Genomic DNA, 18,583 nt, shown 5'->3' on the forward strand with positions numbered 1-18,583 from the left:
GCTTGATTTGAAACAGAGCTTGTCATACATTCCAATGGTTATTCAACGTTTACCGCTTCGTGACCATGGCACCTTCTTCCGCATGCGCGACCGTTACCGGAGAAGTTCTTATCGACCGGATTCATTTCCTCACCGGGAGACCATCGAAATGGCCTTTGAACCCACGTTTTTCCACACCTTTCTGGAAACCTGCGATCGACACCGCGACAATCTCGCTTTCATCTACCGCGTGGGCGAGGACGAATTCAGAGTCACCTACGAAAAATTCTTCGAGGATGTGCTCATTCTTGCCCGGGCCTTCAAAGCCAACAAGGTGCGCAAGGGCGACAAGGTGTTCATGCTCTCCGACAATCGCTATTCCTGGATTGTCACGGACATGGCCCTGCAAGCCCTGGGAGCGGTCAGCGTTCCGCGCGGCACCGACACGCCTCCGAGCGAAATAGAATTCATCGTCAATCATTCGGACTCTGAATTCCTGATTGTCGAGACGGACAAGCTCTACAAGGAATGCCAGGCACTGATAAAAAGCCTCAAGCTCAAGGGCGTATTCATCGCCGCCAGCTCCGAAAAGCACTCCTGGTTCGACAAGGCCACGTCATATACGGAACTGCTTGAAAACCGCTCCATCGAACCCAAGGACATCGAATGGTTCAGGGGGCTGGCCGACAAGATCACCCCGGAAGACCTGCTGACCATCATCTACACCTCCGGCACCACCGGAACCCCCAAAGGGGTCATGCTCAGCCATTCCAACCTCATGCACAACGTACGCACCCTGCCGCCGCTCATCAGGCTGCAGTCCGACGACGTGTGGGTGTCCATTCTTCCGACCTGGCACATCTTCGAACGCACCGCGGAATACATAGGCATCGCCAGCGGCAGTTGCCTGGTCTACTCATCCATCCGCACCTTTGCGGCGGATCTGGAATCCTACAAGCCCACTCTGGTCGCAACCGTGCCACGCATCTGGGAATCCCTTTATTCCAAAATCACGACGGGCCTGAAGAAGAAAGATCCCAAAAAGGCCAAGATCTTCAATCTGCTGGTTCGGGTCTCCGCCGCCTACCGCCGCAATGCGCGCGTGCTGCGCGACCAGTTACCCGTCTTCGAGAAAAAAGCCTTTCCGCTGCGCTTTGCGGACAAGGTGCAGGCCCTGGTTTCAAACATGTTTCTCTTCCTGCCCAACCTCCTGGCCAAGAAGAAGCTCGTGCTCGTGCAGGAAAAATTCGGTGGTCGCCTGAAAGGCGCCATCAGCGGCGGCGGCAGCCTGCCGCCCTATCTGGATGAATGGATCGACGCCATCGGCATCCGCATCATCAATGCCTACGGCATGACCGAATGCTCCCCCGGCATCGCCGGACGCGGCTTCAACTGCGACGTGTTCGGCACCATCGGCCCTCCCGTGGATGAGACTGAGCTTCGCATCGTCAACGAGCAGGGGGAGCCGTTGCCAAACGGCGTCGAGGGCGAGATCCAGGTCCGCGGCGCACAGGTCTCCAAGGGGTACTACAAAAACGACGAGGCCAACGCGAACGCCTTCAGTCCCGACGGGTTCCTGCGCACCGGCGACCTTGGGCGGCTGACCCTGACCGGGGAACTGGTCATCACCGGCCGGGCCAAGGAGATCATCGTCCTGGCCAGTGGAGAGAATGTCGACCCGACCAACATCGAGGCCACCCTGTCCATGTTCCCCTTTGTCCAGGACGCGGTGCTCGTGGGTCAGGACAAGAAGGGACTTGGTGCGCTCATCGTACCGGATCTGGAAAAGCTGCGCGAGTTCGTGCAGGAAAAATACAATCAGGTGCTGGAAGAAACCGAAGGAGCGCTGCGCGACAAACAGTTGCTCGACCGTCTGCGCGAAGAGATGAACAAGCTTCTGAATGCCAAGAAAGGCTTCAAGCCTTACGAGAAGCTTCAGAACATCCATTTTCTCGACAAGGAGTTCACCCTCGGCGAGGAGTTGACCAACTCCTTCAAGAAAAAGCGCCACGTCATCGAAAAAAAATACAAGGACATCATCAACCGGTTGCTGAAATAACTCAAATGTTTAAAGGGGCGAAACGCGAAAGAATCCCCGGGCGGCGCACTGAAAACGCGCCGCCTTCAGATCCGCCCGGACGCTGGGCCTGCTTCATCAACACGCAAAGAGGATGCCCTCATGACCTCTCGTGAGCAGTATTGGGAGCAGGACTGCGGCTCAGCGAACTGGGTGGGGAGAGATCGCGATGAGTGGTCCCTGCGCGTTCTGGTCCTTTCGCCCATCCTGCTGCTGGTTTTTTTCTTCGGAGGCGCAAGGCCCTGGATCTGGCAAGGCGTGACCGGACTTTTCTTCATCTGGCTCGGAATCTGGGTCTTCCGGCATGGGCTGCCCGCGCCCGCAAAGAACGTAAAACGCCTCGCAACCGTGGCATGCGCCCTTATGCTCGTACCCCTGCTGCAGACCATCCCTCTTCCCGTCGCCCTGCTGGAAGCGCTCTCGCCGGTCCGTGCGCAGTGGTCAGGCGCCCTGCTCCAATTCGGCGGCATCTCCAGCACGATCATCAGCTACGATTCCCTTGCCACGTGGACGCATCTTGCGTGGTGGCTCTTCCTGGGCGTGTTCGCCGCGCTGCTGTGCCTGGCTCTGAACTCCCGCACGACGAAAATTCCGACCTGGTTCCTGCATTTCCTTTTTGCCCTGGCCGGGATGCAGGCCCTGTACGGCATCATGCAGACCCTGCTTCCGTCCCTTGGCGTGCTGTGGGATACCGACACGGCTACCGGGTTGGCCTACAGCGGCTACGCGCGCGGCACGTTCATCAACCGCAATCACTTCGCCGCATTTCTGGGTCTTGTCTGGCCCCTGCTCCTTGGCCATGTGCTCATGCTCAAAGCTCCGCGCAGGATGGACCCGGTCCAAAGCAGGCGCGAACAGACGCTGGTCCTCCTGCAGAAGCAGGCCCTTGGCATCTTCTGCCTTGCCCTGATCATGCTCGCCCTGGTCTTCAGCCAGTCGCGGGGCGGAATTCTGGCCGCCCTCTTTTCCTTCACCCTGCTCTGCCTCTTTGCCGGGCTGCGGCGCAAAAGAGTTGCAGGCGTGGTGTTGGCGTGCGGGCTCATCATGCTCGGGTACGGCGCGGCCATCGGCTTCGAAGGGCTGGCGAACCGGTTCCAGCAGATCGAACACGGAGCATCCGGGAGAATGGAACTGTGGCAGGACGGCTTGAAGGCTGTTCTGGACCACCCCCTGACCGGCACGGGACTCGGGACCTATCCGGAAGTCGGCCGCGCCTACCAGAACGCGTTCGGCCCCGGACAGCGGGCCAGCCACGCTCACAACGACTACCTCGAAACCGCCGTGGAACTGGGGCTGCCGGTCGCCGGGATTCTCACCCTTGGCATCTGGGGGCTTTGGTGCTGGAAGGCCGCCCGGCTGTGGCGCGTCCGCAAGAGCATGGATCACGGCCAACTGCTCCTGGCCGCGGCTTCCCTGGCGTCCCTTGGAGGATACCTGCTGCACGGCTGGGTGGAGTTCAACAACGCCATCCCGGCGAACCACCTGACCGCGGTGATCATCGCAACTTTCCACTTCCACATCTCGGAACAGGGACTTGCTGCGGACAGCCTGACAAGGCCCGCACAAACAGCCGTCTAGCAGGCCGCCCCAAAACTGCGATCTACTGCGTCAGCGAAAAAGCCAGACCGCTTATCAATGCATGACTGCGCGTCCCGGCTTTTTCGCGTCCCTGCATCTCACCATTTTTTCAGCGGCCTGCGAATTTCGATTTTTCAAGGCAGTCAGCTGACGATGGAAGCGGTTTATGTGCGGACTCTGGGCAACTGCGGCGCGGTGCGGACAGAATATCTTTCAGTTCAGGCCCAGAGCCGCGCCAGACCAATCCGGCTCGCGCCAACCTGTGCGCTCATGATTTACCCCGGCCTCAAAAAGAGTCGACCTCATTCCTTCAGTGCCCCTGCCTTTCAACCAATTCCACGTCATCGAGCCAAACATCTCCCGCGATTTTGCCGTCGAATCTCAGGCTCTGGTCTCTTCTGAGCGCTATCCTGGCCAGCTGACATCCCTCAGGGACATCAAAGGCCAGCCTCTCCTCGTTCCAGTCCCGACTGCCGGTGATCGCAGGGCTTCGTGCGGACAGTCCGTCGCAGTCCAGACCCCGCACATCCACATACATTCCCTGGTCAGTGGTAAGCCCACGCGCCTTCCAATTGAAACGCAGCTCACAGGTAGTTCCCGGCCGCAGCGGCACGTACTGCCGGAAATGCTCGTAGCGCAGATTGGCGGTGCCGGGAAAATGAAAACGCATGACCTGCCCTGTCGCATCACCCGCCACGCAGCTAGGTTCACGACGGGCTTCCACGCCCCGGATTGCAGTCAGACGCCAACCGAAAGCCGCTCCGGACAGAGGGGAATCGAAGCGTCCATTGGTGACGGGCCCATCCTGGAACAGACTGCCGCGTCGCCCAACAAGGGCAGCTTCGCCCCACCTCCTGTGGCGGAGAAGAAACTCAATGAATTTGGCTTCCCGCTCGCGGTCAGGTACTGCGTCGCAGCCATCCTCCAGAAGCGGATACAGCCCGACGCATGCATCGACCACCCCCCGCGCCATGCACTCCTTCAGTAGAGCCGACCTGTTCTTACAGTCCGTATGCTTGAGAATGACGGGCCACTCGGCCCAAAATCCAAGAGCGACCTCCACGGCCTCCTGCCTGTATTTGGAAAGGCGGTACAATACATCATTGAAGGCCTGCGCAAACCGGGCCTCGTCCCTTCGCGCCGCGGCCAACAGCAGCTGTTGCCAACGCCATGTGACAGAGACAGGGGCGTGTGCGATGATAAAATCATGCAGTGCATCCGCAGATTCCCCCTCCCGCTGCCCTTCCAGGCGAGCCAGGGCAAACCAGCCGTCAAACAGGAGAGGGTTGCGCCCGACCCCGCGCCAGTACGCCTCCACGGCGCGTGCGGTATCCAGTTCCTGATACCGCGCCCTGTCCCCGCGCCAGAGCCAGGTTCGAGCCCAGGGCTCCATAAGTGGGCTGCCCTGCACGAATTCCAGATCCCGGGCTGCAAAGCGGGACGAACAATACGCCGAGACCAACAACATTACGCCGAGCAGGACTCCCAAGCCTGCGCAGAGATAGCGCAACATTCTCCGATTACTTTTCACGGGCATGGTTTATCCGTTGTCCGCATCAGACGTCCAAACGTGCCGACACCACTTCGACTGCGGCCATCTTCCCGGAAATGAAACACACGCATACGTTCCAGAGTTCAGCGTCCGCTTTACCGGGCAGGCTCGGACCTGCCGTCGCCATAGGAATAAGGATGGTAGTAATACTTGTAATATTTGGAATAATGATCGCTGAAACGATGCTGGACATTGAAGCGGTTGACCATGCCCCCCAGCAGGCGGGCGTCGATATCGTTCAGGGAACGGCGGAAGAGACGCAACGCGTGCCTGTGGGTCCTGCCGAGGGTGCTCACCAGAATGACCCCGCTGACCAGGCTGCTGAGCACCAGTACGTCGGCAAAACCAACGGATGGCGGACCGTCGATGATGATGCGGTCGAAATCCGCACCCAATTGAGCCAGAGTCAGACGCATTCGTTCCGAGGCCAGGAGTTCGGCGGGGTTGGGAGGCACCGGTCCAGCTGGAATGAAAGAAAGGTTCTCAATACCGGTAGCGCGAACAACATCGGCCAGACTCTTGCTGGCGATGAGCAGTTCGCTTAGCCCCCCCACTTCTTGCGCATTCAGGTCAAAAACCTTGTGCAACCTGGGTCGCCGCAGGTCCGCGTCGATCAGGAGCACCCTCTCGCCTGCGGCGGCAAAGGCCAGGGCCATGTTCACCGCGATGGTCGACTTGCCTTCCCCTTCCGCAGTGCTGGTGATGAGCAGGGTCCTCGTGCCGCCCTCGGCGGCAGTGGACAGCTGGATGGAAACCCGGGCGGTACGGATGGCTTCAGAAAATCCCGCGCGGGGATCGGAATCCACCAGCCGGTCGAGCTTGTCACGGAACTGCTCCTCGGCCTCAGGGATCACGCCCAGAATGCCTATGCTGAAGCGGTCTGTTATTTCGTCGATGCTTTTGACGGTGTTATCGAGGAACTCAAGCATGAAAGCGGCGGCTATGCCCAACAGCAAGCCAATCCCGATGCTCAGCAACAGGTTGAGCATGATGCGCGGCCTGTCCGCTTTCACCGGCAGGAGGGCATGATCCACCACCTGAATGTTGCTTATGTCCGTGCCCACCGTGGCGTCGATCTCCTTGCCGCGCTGCAGCAGGGACTGATGTATGTCCCTGTTCGTGTCCACTTCGCGCTGAAGAATCGTGTACTGCGTGGCCCGATCATTGAGTTCCAGGGCTCTGATTTTGGCCTGCTCGGCCTGCTCGCGCAGGGATTCCTCGTTTCTGAGCGACACGAGATAGTCGTTGCGGATACCTCCGAGAATCCTGTCCTCCTCGAGAGCGATCCTTGACGCGACATCGTCCAGACGGGCCTTGAGCCGCCTGGCTTCCGGATAGTCAGGTTTGAAGACTACGAGCTTGTCCTCGTATTCGGACACAAGTTGAACGTACTGTCGCCGCAGTTCCTGGATAAGCTGGTTGTCGATGACCATTGACAGGGCCGAGACGCCGACTTCACGCGCCTGTGCGTCCAGGGCTTCCCTGGTCAGGCGCTGGGCGTGGGCATGCGCAAGGGCGGCATTGATCTCCTCCAGCTGCTTGTAGACGAGGTTCATGCGGCTATCGAGGGATACAATCCCAGCCTTCTGGGCAAAAGCGTTGAGTTCAGACTCGGACTTTTCCAGACGGATCCGCGCCACCTCGACCTGTTTGTGCAGCTGCTCGTTGGCATGGCCTGCGGCAGCGACTTTCTTGTCCATCTGCCAGGCGATGAAGGAACCGATGAGCGTATTGACCACATCCTGGGCCAGAGCCGGATCGGAGGAGGAAAAGGCTAGGTTGAGGATGGTGGTGTCCCGTTCCGCCTTGAGCTCAAGATTTTCCGAAAATTCCTTGAGCAGCCGCTGCTGCACCTCCGCCTTCCGGGCACGATCCTCCAGGCTTTCAACTCCCCGTCCCGAACCTTGCCCAATGTCGCCGGGCAGATCGCTCCCCCCCTCATCAGGGACCGTTGTATCGACATCGTACTCCGTGTTGAAATGAGGGTTTCGGATCAGGTCAAGGGTCTCGATCACCCGCCAGGCCAGCGAATCCGAGGCCAGCAGTCTGGTCTGGGTGTTCATGAATTCCTTGGTCTGGGTCTGGGGAACGACCATGTCCTCGAATTTGGTGACCTTGGGCGGCTGCAGGGAAAATTCAAGCTTTCCCGTGGCTTTGTAAATCGGGGTCATGGCCAGGGTGACAATGAGCGTGGAGACAAAAACCGCAAACAGCACGCCGCAAATAAGCCACTTGCGCCTGACGAGCACCTCGATACAGCCCCGCAGATCAAACTCGTCTTCCGCCTGCAAACCTGAGGACTCCGTCGAGTGCGGCAGAGCATATTCGGGATGCAATGAAGTCATCAATGACGACAAACCTGGGGAAAAGAGCCTGCGAGCGTATTTTTCATCCATGTATACAATCCTTTCAGACACGAACCTGTTAAGACCAAACAAAAAACGCCTTGCCTAGCTGCAGCAAAGAAAATTTGTTTTTTGCAACTTTCATTTATAAATTACAATCAGCAACCATAAGAATTAACAACAACCAATTCATAAATAATACTTACATACAAAGAATCAAAAATTCTTATGATTACTTATTTATGTGTATCGGAAAATACTTCATTCACGATTCGGAGCAACACACAAGTCACTTCTCCAACTCAGGCGGCAGGCGTCGGCGACACCGCCGCAATCTCGAGCCATTCAACTAATACATCGGATCATGAAATGATAAAATTTTTGAACCTCTTGAACGCATCCAGCTGGGCCGAAAAAATGGCGACAGCATCGCGCATCTTGTCCATAGCGACCTTAGGCCTGTGCTTCGCTTGCGGGGCAAGGGGTCCGGCGGCCACAGTAGAACTCGACCAATTGGCCACCATTGCCGCGACGGAATACAACGCGCTGGAGGTGGCCGAACTGAACGGAAAATTCAGCGAAGCATTCACAACTCCTCTCAAATACGAAGACTACGTCATTGGGGGTGGAGATCTCATCCGTATCAACATCTTTGAAGCTCCCGACCTGAACACCGAGACGCGAGTCAGCGCACGCGGCGACGTAACCTTGCCGCTCATCGGCACAGTAGCCGTCGCAGGACTCTCCGTCGGCAAGGCCGAGCAACATGTCGAACGCCTCTTTCGGGAACAATATCTCCAGGACCCGCACGTCACCATTTTCGTCAAGGAACAATTCGGCTCGAAAATCACCATGATGGGAGCGCTCAAAAAGCCGGGATCATATGATTTTTACGCAAGCATGAGTCTCATGGACGTTCTCGCCATGGCCGAAGGTCTGAGCGACCGGGCGGGACGAACCGTGCAGATCCGCCGCAAGGCCGACAACGGCGAAGACACCATCTCGCTGATCATCGATCTCGACCAGATGACCAAAGTCGGGTGTGAAGATCTCAATGTGGGCATCAAGGGTGGCGACATGGTCTATGTGCCGGAAGCGGGCTCAGTCTATGTAGACGGAGCCGTCCGCAAGGCCGGAGCATATCCCCTTAACCAGGAGATGTCCGTCCAGGAGGCTATTGTAGCAGCAGGCGGTTTACAGTCCTTCGCCGATGCAAAGGACATCAAACTCGTCCGTTATCTAGGCAAAGGCAGAAGAGAGGTAGCCAGAATGTCCCTTGAAGACATGCAGTCGCAAAAGGCGCACATGCTTAAAGTTCAGGACAGGGATATCATATATGTGGAATCCAGTGCATCCAGCGCATTCTTTCAAGGGCTGCGCCTCTCGCTTGGTACTGGTATTTTTGGTTTCGGCTACACTCCACCCGTACGATAATCGAACATTAGTGATTCAATCAGACACCACAAACAGAGCAGGTACCATGATCATTAAAAAGACTTTGACGTTTTTCGTTGCGGCCATGTTGATTTGCCCTCCTCTTCAGGTCAGCGCAGGTTCCACACCCAGATTGATACCTCAAAATTCGGTGACTCTGCTGGCTACCGGCCTTGTCGTTGACAAGGAAATTCCCGCGCCCTCGGGAATGCTTCTGGCATGCACGGGAGAATGCGTCGTTGAAGCTGACGGACTGCAACTTGTCGGCGCCGACCAGACGGTGTTTGCCTTGGAAGAGGGAAGCACTCGCTTTCTTGTAACCATCAATGAAGGCAGACTGGACTTTTCTCTAAACGCCGACGCCAAACCCCTGGCATTCAAGACTCCATATCAAGATCCCGAGGACAGCAATACCTATCTGGTTCCGGCCAGCTCAGACGAGGTCTTCAGGGGCAGCCTGCTGATAGACACCCAAAATGACAAAGCAATCCTGGACATGACCAAGGGTTCCCTCAAACTCGTGGCGATAGACGGACAAAAGGTGGTTCATGCAGGCAACGCCATCTTCCTGCCCACACACACTCCGGCAGGAACCGGCACGGTGACCCTGGCTTCAGGATCCGGTGGTTCCGGGGCCGAATTCAGCGGGACGGGGTTGGCTGTCGGCGCAGGCGCACTGGGCATCCTGGCCGCCACAGGCATGGCTCTGGCTGGCGGGGGCGGTGGTGGAGGCGGGGGCGGTAGCGAAACCAGCCCAAAATGAGAAGGCTGAAATGTTGTTCGCGGGGCCTGATGGCGGAATCTTCCGATTACTTCCGGAAATTTCAGATCAACACGGTGCGCGCCACAGTGCGGGTTCTCACCAGAACTTAAACCAGGGGCGCTTTGTAGGCAGGGGCAAGGGCGCAAAGTCGACCAGGGGCAAGGGATCGTCACCGATGACTGCCTGCGGGTGCAATTCGGTCAAGCGCACGGCGTCATCAACCCCCGCAATTTCACCTGCGCGCGTGCATGCATCCCGCAGCAGGGGACGACGGTTACCGACACCATGGCCATCGCTGGCTAGAAAATGCACCAACCGGTGTTCAAGCAGGACATGGCAGAGACTGGCTATTTTCGGCCCCAGCCTGCCGAGCAGGCTTGCCGCCGTGATCTGTACGGCCAGCCCCATCTCGACCCAGGCGTGCAATCGGGCAGGATCGCGCTGCACAAACGAATAGCGCTCGGGATGAGCCAAGACGATTCGGTGACCAGATCGAAGTAAATTCAGAAGGAATTCATCGATTCCGGACGGGGGATAAGCGCCGGGCAGTTCAAGCAACACCCAGGACCCGCCGTTCAGGGTTCCCAGACGTCCGCCCTCGATCCCGGCTTCCAGGTCCGCGTCCAGGCTGAGTTCGCTACCGGGCCAGACATCAAAAGTAATTGCCTCGGCCTGCAACCGCAAACGGAGCGATTCCACGGCCTCGGTAATGGCGAATCGCTCATTTTGCCAGAACATCGGATGCCAGTGCGGAGTGCAGATCGCCCCCTGGATTCCATCTGCCAAAGCCAGACGCACCATGGCCAGGGATTCGTCCATGCTGGCAGGTCCGTCGTCCATTCCTGGAAGCAAGTGGCAATGGATATCAATCATAACTTCTGCCTCAATACCGCATTTCGGCATTGATGCATGAAAAATAATTTTATCGCACAGGGCATATTCATGACTACAAGTTTCTCTTCAGTTTCGTGTATTTATAACGTGACAGATTTTGCTCATGCATGGTTTGAAAAACAATATCAAGGGCTTTGAAACGTGATTTTCTTTTCAAGAGTATCTACGCTTACCCGCATCGCCGAGCTTCTGGCGATTATCGCAGCCATGCTCTTGTCCCACCTTGTTCATCCCGCAGGAGATCCTGCCGCCCTGACCGTCAGCGCCCTGCTCGGCGCCATCGTGTATTCCTTCGCAGCGGAACTGACCGGCGCCTACGGAGAACTGCGCCTGCGTCCCTTCATCATCGAGGCCCGCCGCGTTCTCGGCGCTTGGATTCTGACCTTTTTCTGCCTGACGCTCATATCCTGGGCAATCAAATACACGGCCGTCTTCTCGCGGGTGCAGATCGGACTCTGGGTCGTTGTCGGATCGGCCATGCTCGTTGGCTCGCGCTGGGGCATCCGCGCCTTTCTCCGTGCGCATCGCCGTCAAGGCCGCAATCAGCGCAAGGCCGTTCTCATCGGCGCAGGCACCCTGGCCAGGCAATGGATATCCACCGTGAATGCGTTTCCGGAGCTCGGACTCAAACCCGTGGCCGCATTCGATGACGACCCGGCCAAAATTGGCGGCACATGTGAAGGCGTACCCATCATCGACCCTTGCGACGAGGCGGTTCATTTCACCAATGATCGCCTCGTTCCCATGGTTTTCATCACCCTGCCCCTGCGCGCGGAAAAGCGCCTGCAACACATTCTCGAACAATACCTCAACAGTCCGGCCAATCTCTACATCATCCCTGACATATTCACATTTCAACTCATGAACCTGAGTGCCTTCCAGGCCTGTGGGACACCGGTCATCGCCCTTTCCGCTTCGCCCATGTCGAAACGCAAGGAAATTCTCAAACGCGCCGAAGACCTGATTCTCGGAACCATGGCCCTGATCATCGCCAGTCCGCTGATGATGCTCATCGCCCTGGGCATCAAACTGACCTCGCCCGGACCGGTTTTTTTCCGGCAGTGGCGCTACGGAATGGACGGGAAAGAAATCCTGGTCTGGAAATTCAGAACCATGAATGTGACGGAGAATGGTCACAACTATCGACAGGCGACCAGGAACGACTGCCGCGTGACTCCCTTCGGGGCATTGCTGCGCCGCACTTCCCTGGACGAACTGCCGCAACTTTTCAACGTACTGGCGGGCAACATGAGCCTGGTCGGCCCCAGGCCGCACCCCGTGGCGCAGGACGAAAGCTTCCGCAGACTTCTGCCCGGCTACATATGGCGCCTCAAAATCAAGCCCGGAATTACGGGCTGGGCCCAGGTCAACGGCTGGCGCGGAGAGACGGACACGATCGAGAAGATGGAACAGCGCATACGCCACGACTTCCACTACATCGAAAACTGGACCCTGACCTTTGACATGTGGATCCTGTGGATGACGATCCGCCGAGGCTTCGCGAACCCGAACGCATACTAATCCCCTTGTTTATTATCACACTACAACCACACGTCGGTCCAAAATCAATTTTGCTAAAATCCCTTTCACAATACCACATTTCATGCGCTGCCCTGAGAAACTGGGTCGGCAAAGGCTTTTGGGCCGTAACCGACCAGGCCCTCTTCGCCGGTACCAACTTCCTGGCGAGCATCCTTCTGGCCCGATGGCTGGAACCGGCAGCCTATGGAGCCTTTTCCCTGACCTATGCGGTTTTTCTGTTGCTCGGCGCCATGCATGCCGGCCTTTGGACAGAGCCCATGCTGGTCTTCGGCTCCGGGCGTTTCAGAAAGTCCTTCGCGGCCTACCAACGAATACTTTTTCGCTCTCACTGGTGCTTCGGGGCGCTTACGGCTCTTGTCTTTCTTCTGCTGACTCTGGGTTTTTGGACCTTTGGCGAACAGGAAATAGCGCTGAGTTTCCTGGGACTCTCCTTCGCTGCTCCCACAGTGTTCTACCTGTGGCTCGTGCGCCGGGGCGCCTACGTACTCCTAGAGCCACGCCTAGCGGCGTTGGGCGGCGGGCTTTACCTTCTCCTCTACCTGGGCCTTACCATCATCCTTTTGCGCGCCAGCATGTTGAATGCGACCACCGCCTTTCTGGCAATGGCCGTAGCCGGACTTCTTTCGGCTGAGATTATCCGGTGGCGCATAAAAGACGACTTGGACCTAATCGCAAACGAAAACGAGGTGCGCAGTCTGCACTGGAACTACGGAAGATGGGCTTTGCTCGCGGGACTTTTTTCTTGGGTACCAGGGAACATCTATTATCTGATCCTGCCCGCCTATCATGGCCTTGAGGCTGCTGCACGATTCAAGGCGCTCATGAACCTGCTCATGCCCATCCTGCATTTCAACGGCGCACTGGGGCAACTTCTGGTGCCAGGAATGATACGAGCTTTGAGTGCGGGCAAACTCAGACGATTTGCCTTGGCCAGCCTTGCAGTACTTACAACTTTCGCGCTCTCGTATTGGCTCCTCCTTATCGCCTTGGGATCAAAGCTCATGGAGTGGATGTATGGAGGTAAGTATCTGGAAGATCCAACCTGGATCATCTGGCTCGGCTTCGCTCCAGTTTCGGCTGCGGTAGTCGCGGTCATGAGTTCCTTGCTTCGAGCAATTGAGAGGCCAAAGATCGTGGCGCAGATCTATGGACTGCTGGTTGTGTTCACATTCCTTGTTGGGCTCCCGTTAGTGTGGGTTTATAGTCTTGGTGGTTCCGCCATGACACTATTATTTGTCAATGCACTTTCTGCTCTTTACTTTTCTTACAAAGTCGGAAGTGAAATAAAAATATGGTAACTACAAAAATTAATTACCAAAAAAACAAAAATTTTAAAATAATTAAATGAAAATAATAGAAAAATTTTTTTTAGGTTCATTATGCTTTACACTCATTGGCTACGCATATCTTAACAAGGGATTCGCCTACATTGGCATTACTCCGTTTTATATAGACAGCATTATTTTAGTAACGGCATTTCTTGTCTTAATTTTGCGTCCACGCTGTTTGCAGCTTATCACGGACCCTACAGTCGCTCTCCTTTTATTATTAATAATTTGTGGAGCAGTCCGGACTTTCCCCTTTGTTGAAACTTATGGAATCGACGCAATTCGTGACAGTGTGATCTGGTCGTGGGGGGTGATTGCCTTGGCGGTCGCCCATCTGGTTCGCCAGGGATTGCCGCTACATGCCATCACCTCTTGTTACGGCAAGGCCATGAAATGGTTTGTCGCATGGATTCCGGTTGCTTTTATAATTTACATTACGATGGGTGACATGCTTCTGCGATGGCCATGGGGGCCGGAAGGAGGGGTACCAATCATTGTTTTCAAAGGAGGAGATGTCGGCGTACAGCTCGCTGGTATCCTGGCATTTATCCTTGTCATAACTCCTGCAATGTCCAACGCCAAGCTCATGCTGCCAACATGGATAACACTGCCCTGCTGGCTCATCAGCTTCCTTGTAGCTGCGTCCATCAATCGCGGCGGATTTCTAGCCCTGCTTATTGCAAATTCTTTTGCATGCTACTGCGCCCGATTCCAACGAGTTGCTGCATCAGGACTTGTTATTGGCCTGTTCGTTCTACTAACTGCGTTCGGCTCTGCATTCGATATTCTTCCAGAATATAAGCGCGGAGATCGCGAGATCAGCGTCGACCAAATGTATACAAACATTCAAAGCATATTCTCAGATTTAGATAATTACGGCGGAACCGGAACCAAACATTGGCGTCTGGAATGGTGGAACTCCATCATCACGTACACTTTTGAAGGGGATTATTTTTGGACTGGCAAAGGATTTGGAATTAACCTCGCCGATGACGATGGATTCCAGGTTACGGCCGACAAGTCGCTACGCAGCCCGCACAATGGTCACCTGACCATACTCGCTCGTATGGGAGTGCCAGGCTTTAGTCTCTGGATATTATTCCTGCTGACCCTCCTAGCCAGACTTTGGAAACGTTACAAACAGTGGAAAGAACTCGGCGAAGAGCTCACAGCTGGCGTATGCGTCTGGGCTTTGACCTTTCTTGGGGCCGCCCTGGTCAACGCAACTTTTGATGTATACCTCGAAGGTCCAATGGGAGGAATCTGGTTCTGGTCGATGACTGGTTTGGCAATGGGCTTGATCAGCCAGCGACCCATAGTGAAAGTTGCGCCCGCACTCTGCCCAGTTCGTTTAAATCGGGTTGCGCGACCAGCAAATGCGAGTTCATTTCGCAGACTGAAATGAGAATTCTCATCCTCCATACCCACTACCAACAGCCCGGAGGTGAGGACCAAAGCTTCTTTTCAGAAGCGACTCTTCTCCGCGAACAGGGCCATGCGGTACATAATCTGATCTTTCAAAATCAGGACATGAACAACATGTCACCCTGGCGGCAAGCCTGGACCACGCTTTGGAACCAGGAGGCCTATCGCCGGACACGAGCGTCAATTCGAAAACTCCGCCCTCGTGTTATGCACATAAACAACACATTTCCCCTTGCATCCCCTGGAGTCATTCACGCCGCCAAGGCCGAAAATGTGCCGGTTATTATGTCGCTACGCAACTACCGTCTCCTCTGTGTGAATGGCCTATTCTTCCGTAACGGCCGTCCATGTGAAGCATGTCTGGAGCACCTTCCTTGGCAGGGGGCGCTTCACGGTTGCTACCGGAATAGTCGGCCCGCAAGCACTGTCGTTGCGGGAATGCTCACTCTACATCGAAGTGTGGGCAGCTGGCATCTCGTTGACTCCTACATCGCTCTTACCGAATTTGCGCGTCAAAAATTCCTGAAGGCGGGCATTCCCTCGGAGAAAGTAGTCGTGAAGCCCAATTTCATCCACAACGATGCGGGCCCCGGGGACGGACGAGGAGGATACGCCCTCTTCGTGGGACGGCTCTCGGCAGAAAAAGGAATAGCTCTACTCCTGGCGGCCTGGGGTCTTCAAGGACAGCGAGTGTCTCTGAAGATAGTCGGGGATGGGCCGTTGCGGGCCGAGGTGGAGCGAGCGGCAAATAATTCATCGAACGTGGAATATCTGGGCGCCAAGAATCCTGAAGATGTATCTATCCTGATGTCGGAAGCGGCCTTTCTGATCTTTCCGTCAACCTGCTACGAAACATTCGGACGTGTGGCCATGGAAGCCTTTGCCGCAGGTACGCCGGTGCTGGCTGCCAATATCGGAGCCATTGGCGAAATCACCGACAACGGCCGCACCGGCCTCCACTTCCACCCCGGTGATTCATATGATTTGGCTGCAAAAGTTGACTGGCTTCTCTCGCACCCGGAGGAACTTGCTCAAATGCGTAAAGAGGCCAGACGGGAGTATGAATTGAAGTACACGGCGGAGAGGAATTATGAGATTTTGATGGGGATTTATAACAACGTAATGCGTAACGCGTGATGCGTAATGCGTGACTGAGAGGGGTGGAGGGGAGTATTGATGAGCAAATTGCGTTCTCATAAGGATCTTGATTTATGGAAATTCGCCATGCAATTGGCCAAGCAGACATATTTGGCGTCAGCCAATTTTCCCAAAGAGGAAATTTATGGCTTGACCGCGCAAATAAGACGGGCTGCTGCTTCTGTTCCCAGCAACATTGCAGAAGGAGCAGCCAGAAAAGGCAGCAAAGAATTCTGTCATTTTCTATACATTGCACTTGGCTCTTTGGCTGAACTGGAAACGCAGTGGATCATATCTCAAGACCTAGGATACACCGCCAGCACAAGCCTTGAGAATAATATTGAACGTGTCCGCATGATGCTTTTAGGTATGATACGACACCTAAAAAGCAATCAGAGTCCCACTCCTAACGCATAACGCATCACGTATCACGCAATGCCCCCCATCCTCGCCACCAACATCCACCCCACCACCTACCACGACGCCACCGCCGCAATCCTCGCGTGGACCGGGCGGGGGGAGAGTCGGAGCGTGTGTCTGGCCAATGTGCATGTAGTCATGGAGGCTTACGATGATCCTGCATACAGGGATGCGGTCAATGGGGCTGATCTGGTCGCGCCGGATGGCATGCCGCTGGTTTGGGTTTTACGACGGATGGGGCATGGCCTCAAAGACCGTGTATACGGACCGACGCTGATGCTGCGGGTGCTCGAAGACGCCGCCAAACAGGGGGTGCCGGTGGGCTTTTATGGAGCATCCTCTAACGTGCTGGTCGCGTTGGTTAAAAACGTGCAGCGCGAATTTCCCGGACTCTGTGTCGTCTATTCTCATAGCCCGCCCTTTCGGGAACCGACGCAGGAGGAAGACGATGCGGCTGTGAGAAAGATCAACGCCTCCGGTGCGCGCATTCTCTTTGTCGGTCTGGGGTGTCCAAAGCAGGAGCTGTGGATGCACAAGCACAAGGGACGAGTGCAAAGCGTAATGCTCGGAGTTGGCGCGGCCTTTGACTTCCATGCCAGTGCGACCACGCAGGCTCCTTCATGGATGCAGGACCGGGGTCTGGAATGGCTGTTCCGCCTCTGCATGGAACCTCGCAGGCTTTGGAAAAGATATCTCAAGCATAATCCGCGCTTCGCGATTTTCTGTATTCTTGAACTGATGGGCCTGAAAAAATGAAATCGGAGTTCCGCAGAGGAGATGCCTTTAAAAAAACGGGATGCCTATCTGACCATGCCGGCAACAGCGCGAATGTCGGGCAATAGCGCGAAATTATTTATTCTCAGATAGTCAAAAATGCATAGATCCCCTTCTTCAAGGGAATGACAGCTTATTGTAGTGACTTCATTGCTGGCACGAATCACAACAGGAGTTGTTAATAATGCAATATTCAGCGGAGAAACGATGCGCATAGCGAATCGGAAAAGAGTTTTGGTCACGGGCGGCGCCGGTTTTTTGGGTTCCAATTTGTGCGAACGCCTGCTGCATGGCGGATGCGAGGTGCTGTGCGTTGACAACTTTTACAGCGGCGCGAAGGACAACATCAGCCATCTCGTGGGCAACCCCCGTTTTGAACTGATGCGACACGACGTGACCTTCCCCCTCTATGTCGAAGTCGACGAAATATACAATCTGGCCTGTCCCGCATCGTCCATCCACTATCAACGGGACCCGGTGCAGACGACCAAGACGAGCGTACACGGCGCCATCAACATGCTCGGTCTGGCCAAACGGACCAGGGCCAAGATTTTCCAGGCGTCCACCAGCGAGGTCTACGGCGACCCGGAAATCCATCCGCAACAGGAATCCTACTGGGGCCACGTCAACCCCATCGGACTGCGATCCTGCTACGACGAGGGCAAGCGTTGCGCGGAAACCCTCTTCTTCGACTACCACCGCCAGCACAGGTTGAGCATCAAGGTCGCGCGGATATTCAACACATACGGCCCGCACATGCACCCCAACGATGGCCGGGTCGTATCCAACTTCATCGTGCAGGCCCTGAGTGACGAACCCATCACGCTCTATGGCGACGGGAACCAGTCCCGCTCTTTCTGCTATGTGGACGACCTGATCGAGGCTTTTGTGCGTCTCATGGACAGCCCGGACGAAATCACCGGGCCGATCAATCTCGGCAATCCCAGCGAGATGACCATTCGCGAACTGGCCGAGACGATCATCGACATGATCGGATCGCGCTCTTCCCTCATTTATCTCCCGCTCCCCTCGGACGATCCGAGGCAACGCCGCCCCGACATTTCCCTGGCCAGAAAGTCCTTGAATTGGGAACCCGGAACGCCTTTGCGGGAAGGCCTTGCCCGGACGATCACGTATTTCAGGGAAATGCTGGGCAAGAAATGAGCGTGACATTCGCGCCTCAAGCGCAATGATGGCGTCTATTGATCGAGAGCAGCATTGCAGGAACGATCCGCAAATTTGAGAACAAGCACGGCATGCCATTTTCCTTCGCCCCACGCAAAAACGCCCCCGGCCAGACGACCAGGGGCGTTTTGTTTGCGGATGAGAAAAAGC

Annotated in this window: 14 protein-coding genes; 11 read left to right on the forward strand and 3 right to left on the reverse strand. The window is 55.9% G+C overall.

Annotated features, from left to right (window positions below):
• Positions 1-148: 148 nt before the first annotated feature.
• Together CVU60_02455 and CVU60_02460 are read left to right on the forward strand one after the other, a co-directional pair.
• Positions 149-2,038 carry a long-chain fatty acid--CoA ligase gene (locus CVU60_02455; GenBank protein PKN43238.1) on the forward strand — a complete coding sequence of 630 codons (1,890 nt, stop codon included), beginning with the start codon at positions 149-151 and terminating at the stop codon, positions 2,036-2,038.
• 120 nt (positions 2,039-2,158) lie between these two features.
• Positions 2,159-3,634 carry a hypothetical protein gene (locus tag CVU60_02460; protein PKN43239.1) on the forward strand — a complete coding sequence of 492 codons (1,476 nt, stop codon included), beginning with the start codon at positions 2,159-2,161 and terminating at the stop codon, positions 3,632-3,634.
• A 310-nt stretch (positions 3,635-3,944) separates the two neighbouring features.
• Here the strand turns inward: CVU60_02460 and CVU60_02465 are convergent, their stop codons facing one another.
• The gene (locus tag CVU60_02465) at positions 3,945-5,171 is read right to left on the reverse strand and encodes a hypothetical protein (protein ID PKN43240.1); all 1,227 of its coding nucleotides are present in this window, start codon (positions 5,169-5,171) and stop codon (positions 3,945-3,947) included.
• A gap of 110 nt (positions 5,172-5,281) precedes the next feature.
• Entirely contained in the window at positions 5,282-7,582 is a 2,301-nt protein-coding gene (locus tag CVU60_02470; protein ID PKN43241.1) for a lipopolysaccharide biosynthesis protein, read from the reverse strand.
• A 177-nt stretch (positions 7,583-7,759) separates the two neighbouring features.
• Between CVU60_02470 and CVU60_02475 the strand changes: the two genes are divergently transcribed.
• Both CVU60_02475 and CVU60_02480 read left to right on the forward strand, forming a co-directional pair.
• Entirely contained in the window at positions 7,760-8,965 is a 1,206-nt protein-coding gene (locus tag CVU60_02475; GenBank protein PKN43242.1) for a hypothetical protein, read from the forward strand.
• Between the two features lie 46 nt (positions 8,966-9,011).
• A complete protein-coding gene (locus CVU60_02480) occupies positions 9,012-9,728 on the forward strand; it encodes a hypothetical protein (protein ID PKN43243.1) in 717 nt (238 codons plus the stop codon).
• A 96-nt stretch (positions 9,729-9,824) separates the two neighbouring features.
• Here the strand turns inward: CVU60_02480 and CVU60_02485 are convergent, their stop codons facing one another.
• A complete protein-coding gene (locus CVU60_02485) occupies positions 9,825-10,547 on the reverse strand; it encodes a hypothetical protein (protein ID PKN43244.1) in 723 nt (240 codons plus the stop codon).
• A 282-nt stretch (positions 10,548-10,829) separates the two neighbouring features.
• Here CVU60_02485 and CVU60_02490 point away from each other — a divergent pair, with 282 nt between their 5' ends.
• The 7 genes from CVU60_02490 (at position 10,830) to CVU60_02520 (ending at position 18,412) form a co-directional block, all read left to right on the forward strand.
• A complete protein-coding gene (locus tag CVU60_02490) occupies positions 10,830-12,143 on the forward strand; it encodes an undecaprenyl-phosphate glucose phosphotransferase (protein ID PKN43245.1) in 1,314 nt (437 codons plus the stop codon).
• Positions 12,098-13,462 (forward strand): hypothetical protein, encoded by a 1,365-nt coding sequence (locus tag CVU60_02495; GenBank protein PKN43246.1) that lies wholly within the window; start codon positions 12,098-12,100, stop codon positions 13,460-13,462. Before CVU60_02490 ends, CVU60_02495 begins: the two co-directional genes overlap by 46 nt.
• 46 nt (positions 13,463-13,508) lie before the next feature.
• Positions 13,509-14,897: a hypothetical protein gene (locus CVU60_02500; GenBank protein PKN43247.1), complete on the forward strand. Its 1,389-nt coding sequence runs from the start codon at positions 13,509-13,511 to the stop codon at positions 14,895-14,897.
• On the forward strand, positions 14,894-16,054 hold the full coding sequence (locus tag CVU60_02505; protein PKN43248.1) for a glycosyl transferase family 1: 1,161 nt from the start codon (positions 14,894-14,896) through the stop codon (positions 16,052-16,054). Before CVU60_02500 ends, CVU60_02505 begins: the two co-directional genes overlap by 4 nt.
• Before the next feature lie 48 nt (positions 16,055-16,102).
• Positions 16,103-16,471 carry a four helix bundle protein gene (locus CVU60_02510; protein PKN43419.1) on the forward strand — a complete coding sequence of 123 codons (369 nt, stop codon included), beginning with the start codon at positions 16,103-16,105 and terminating at the stop codon, positions 16,469-16,471.
• An 18-nt stretch (positions 16,472-16,489) separates the two neighbouring features.
• On the forward strand, positions 16,490-17,230 hold the full coding sequence (locus CVU60_02515; GenBank protein ID PKN43249.1) for a glycosyltransferase: 741 nt from the start codon (positions 16,490-16,492) through the stop codon (positions 17,228-17,230).
• A gap of 231 nt (positions 17,231-17,461) precedes the next feature.
• Entirely contained in the window at positions 17,462-18,412 is a 951-nt protein-coding gene (locus tag CVU60_02520; GenBank protein PKN43420.1) for an NAD-dependent dehydratase, read from the forward strand.
• Positions 18,413-18,583: the final 171 nt, after the last annotated feature.

The organism is Deltaproteobacteria bacterium HGW-Deltaproteobacteria-18 (genome assembly GCA_002841885.1).
GTDB lineage: Bacteria > Desulfobacterota > Desulfovibrionia > Desulfovibrionales > Desulfomicrobiaceae > Desulfomicrobium.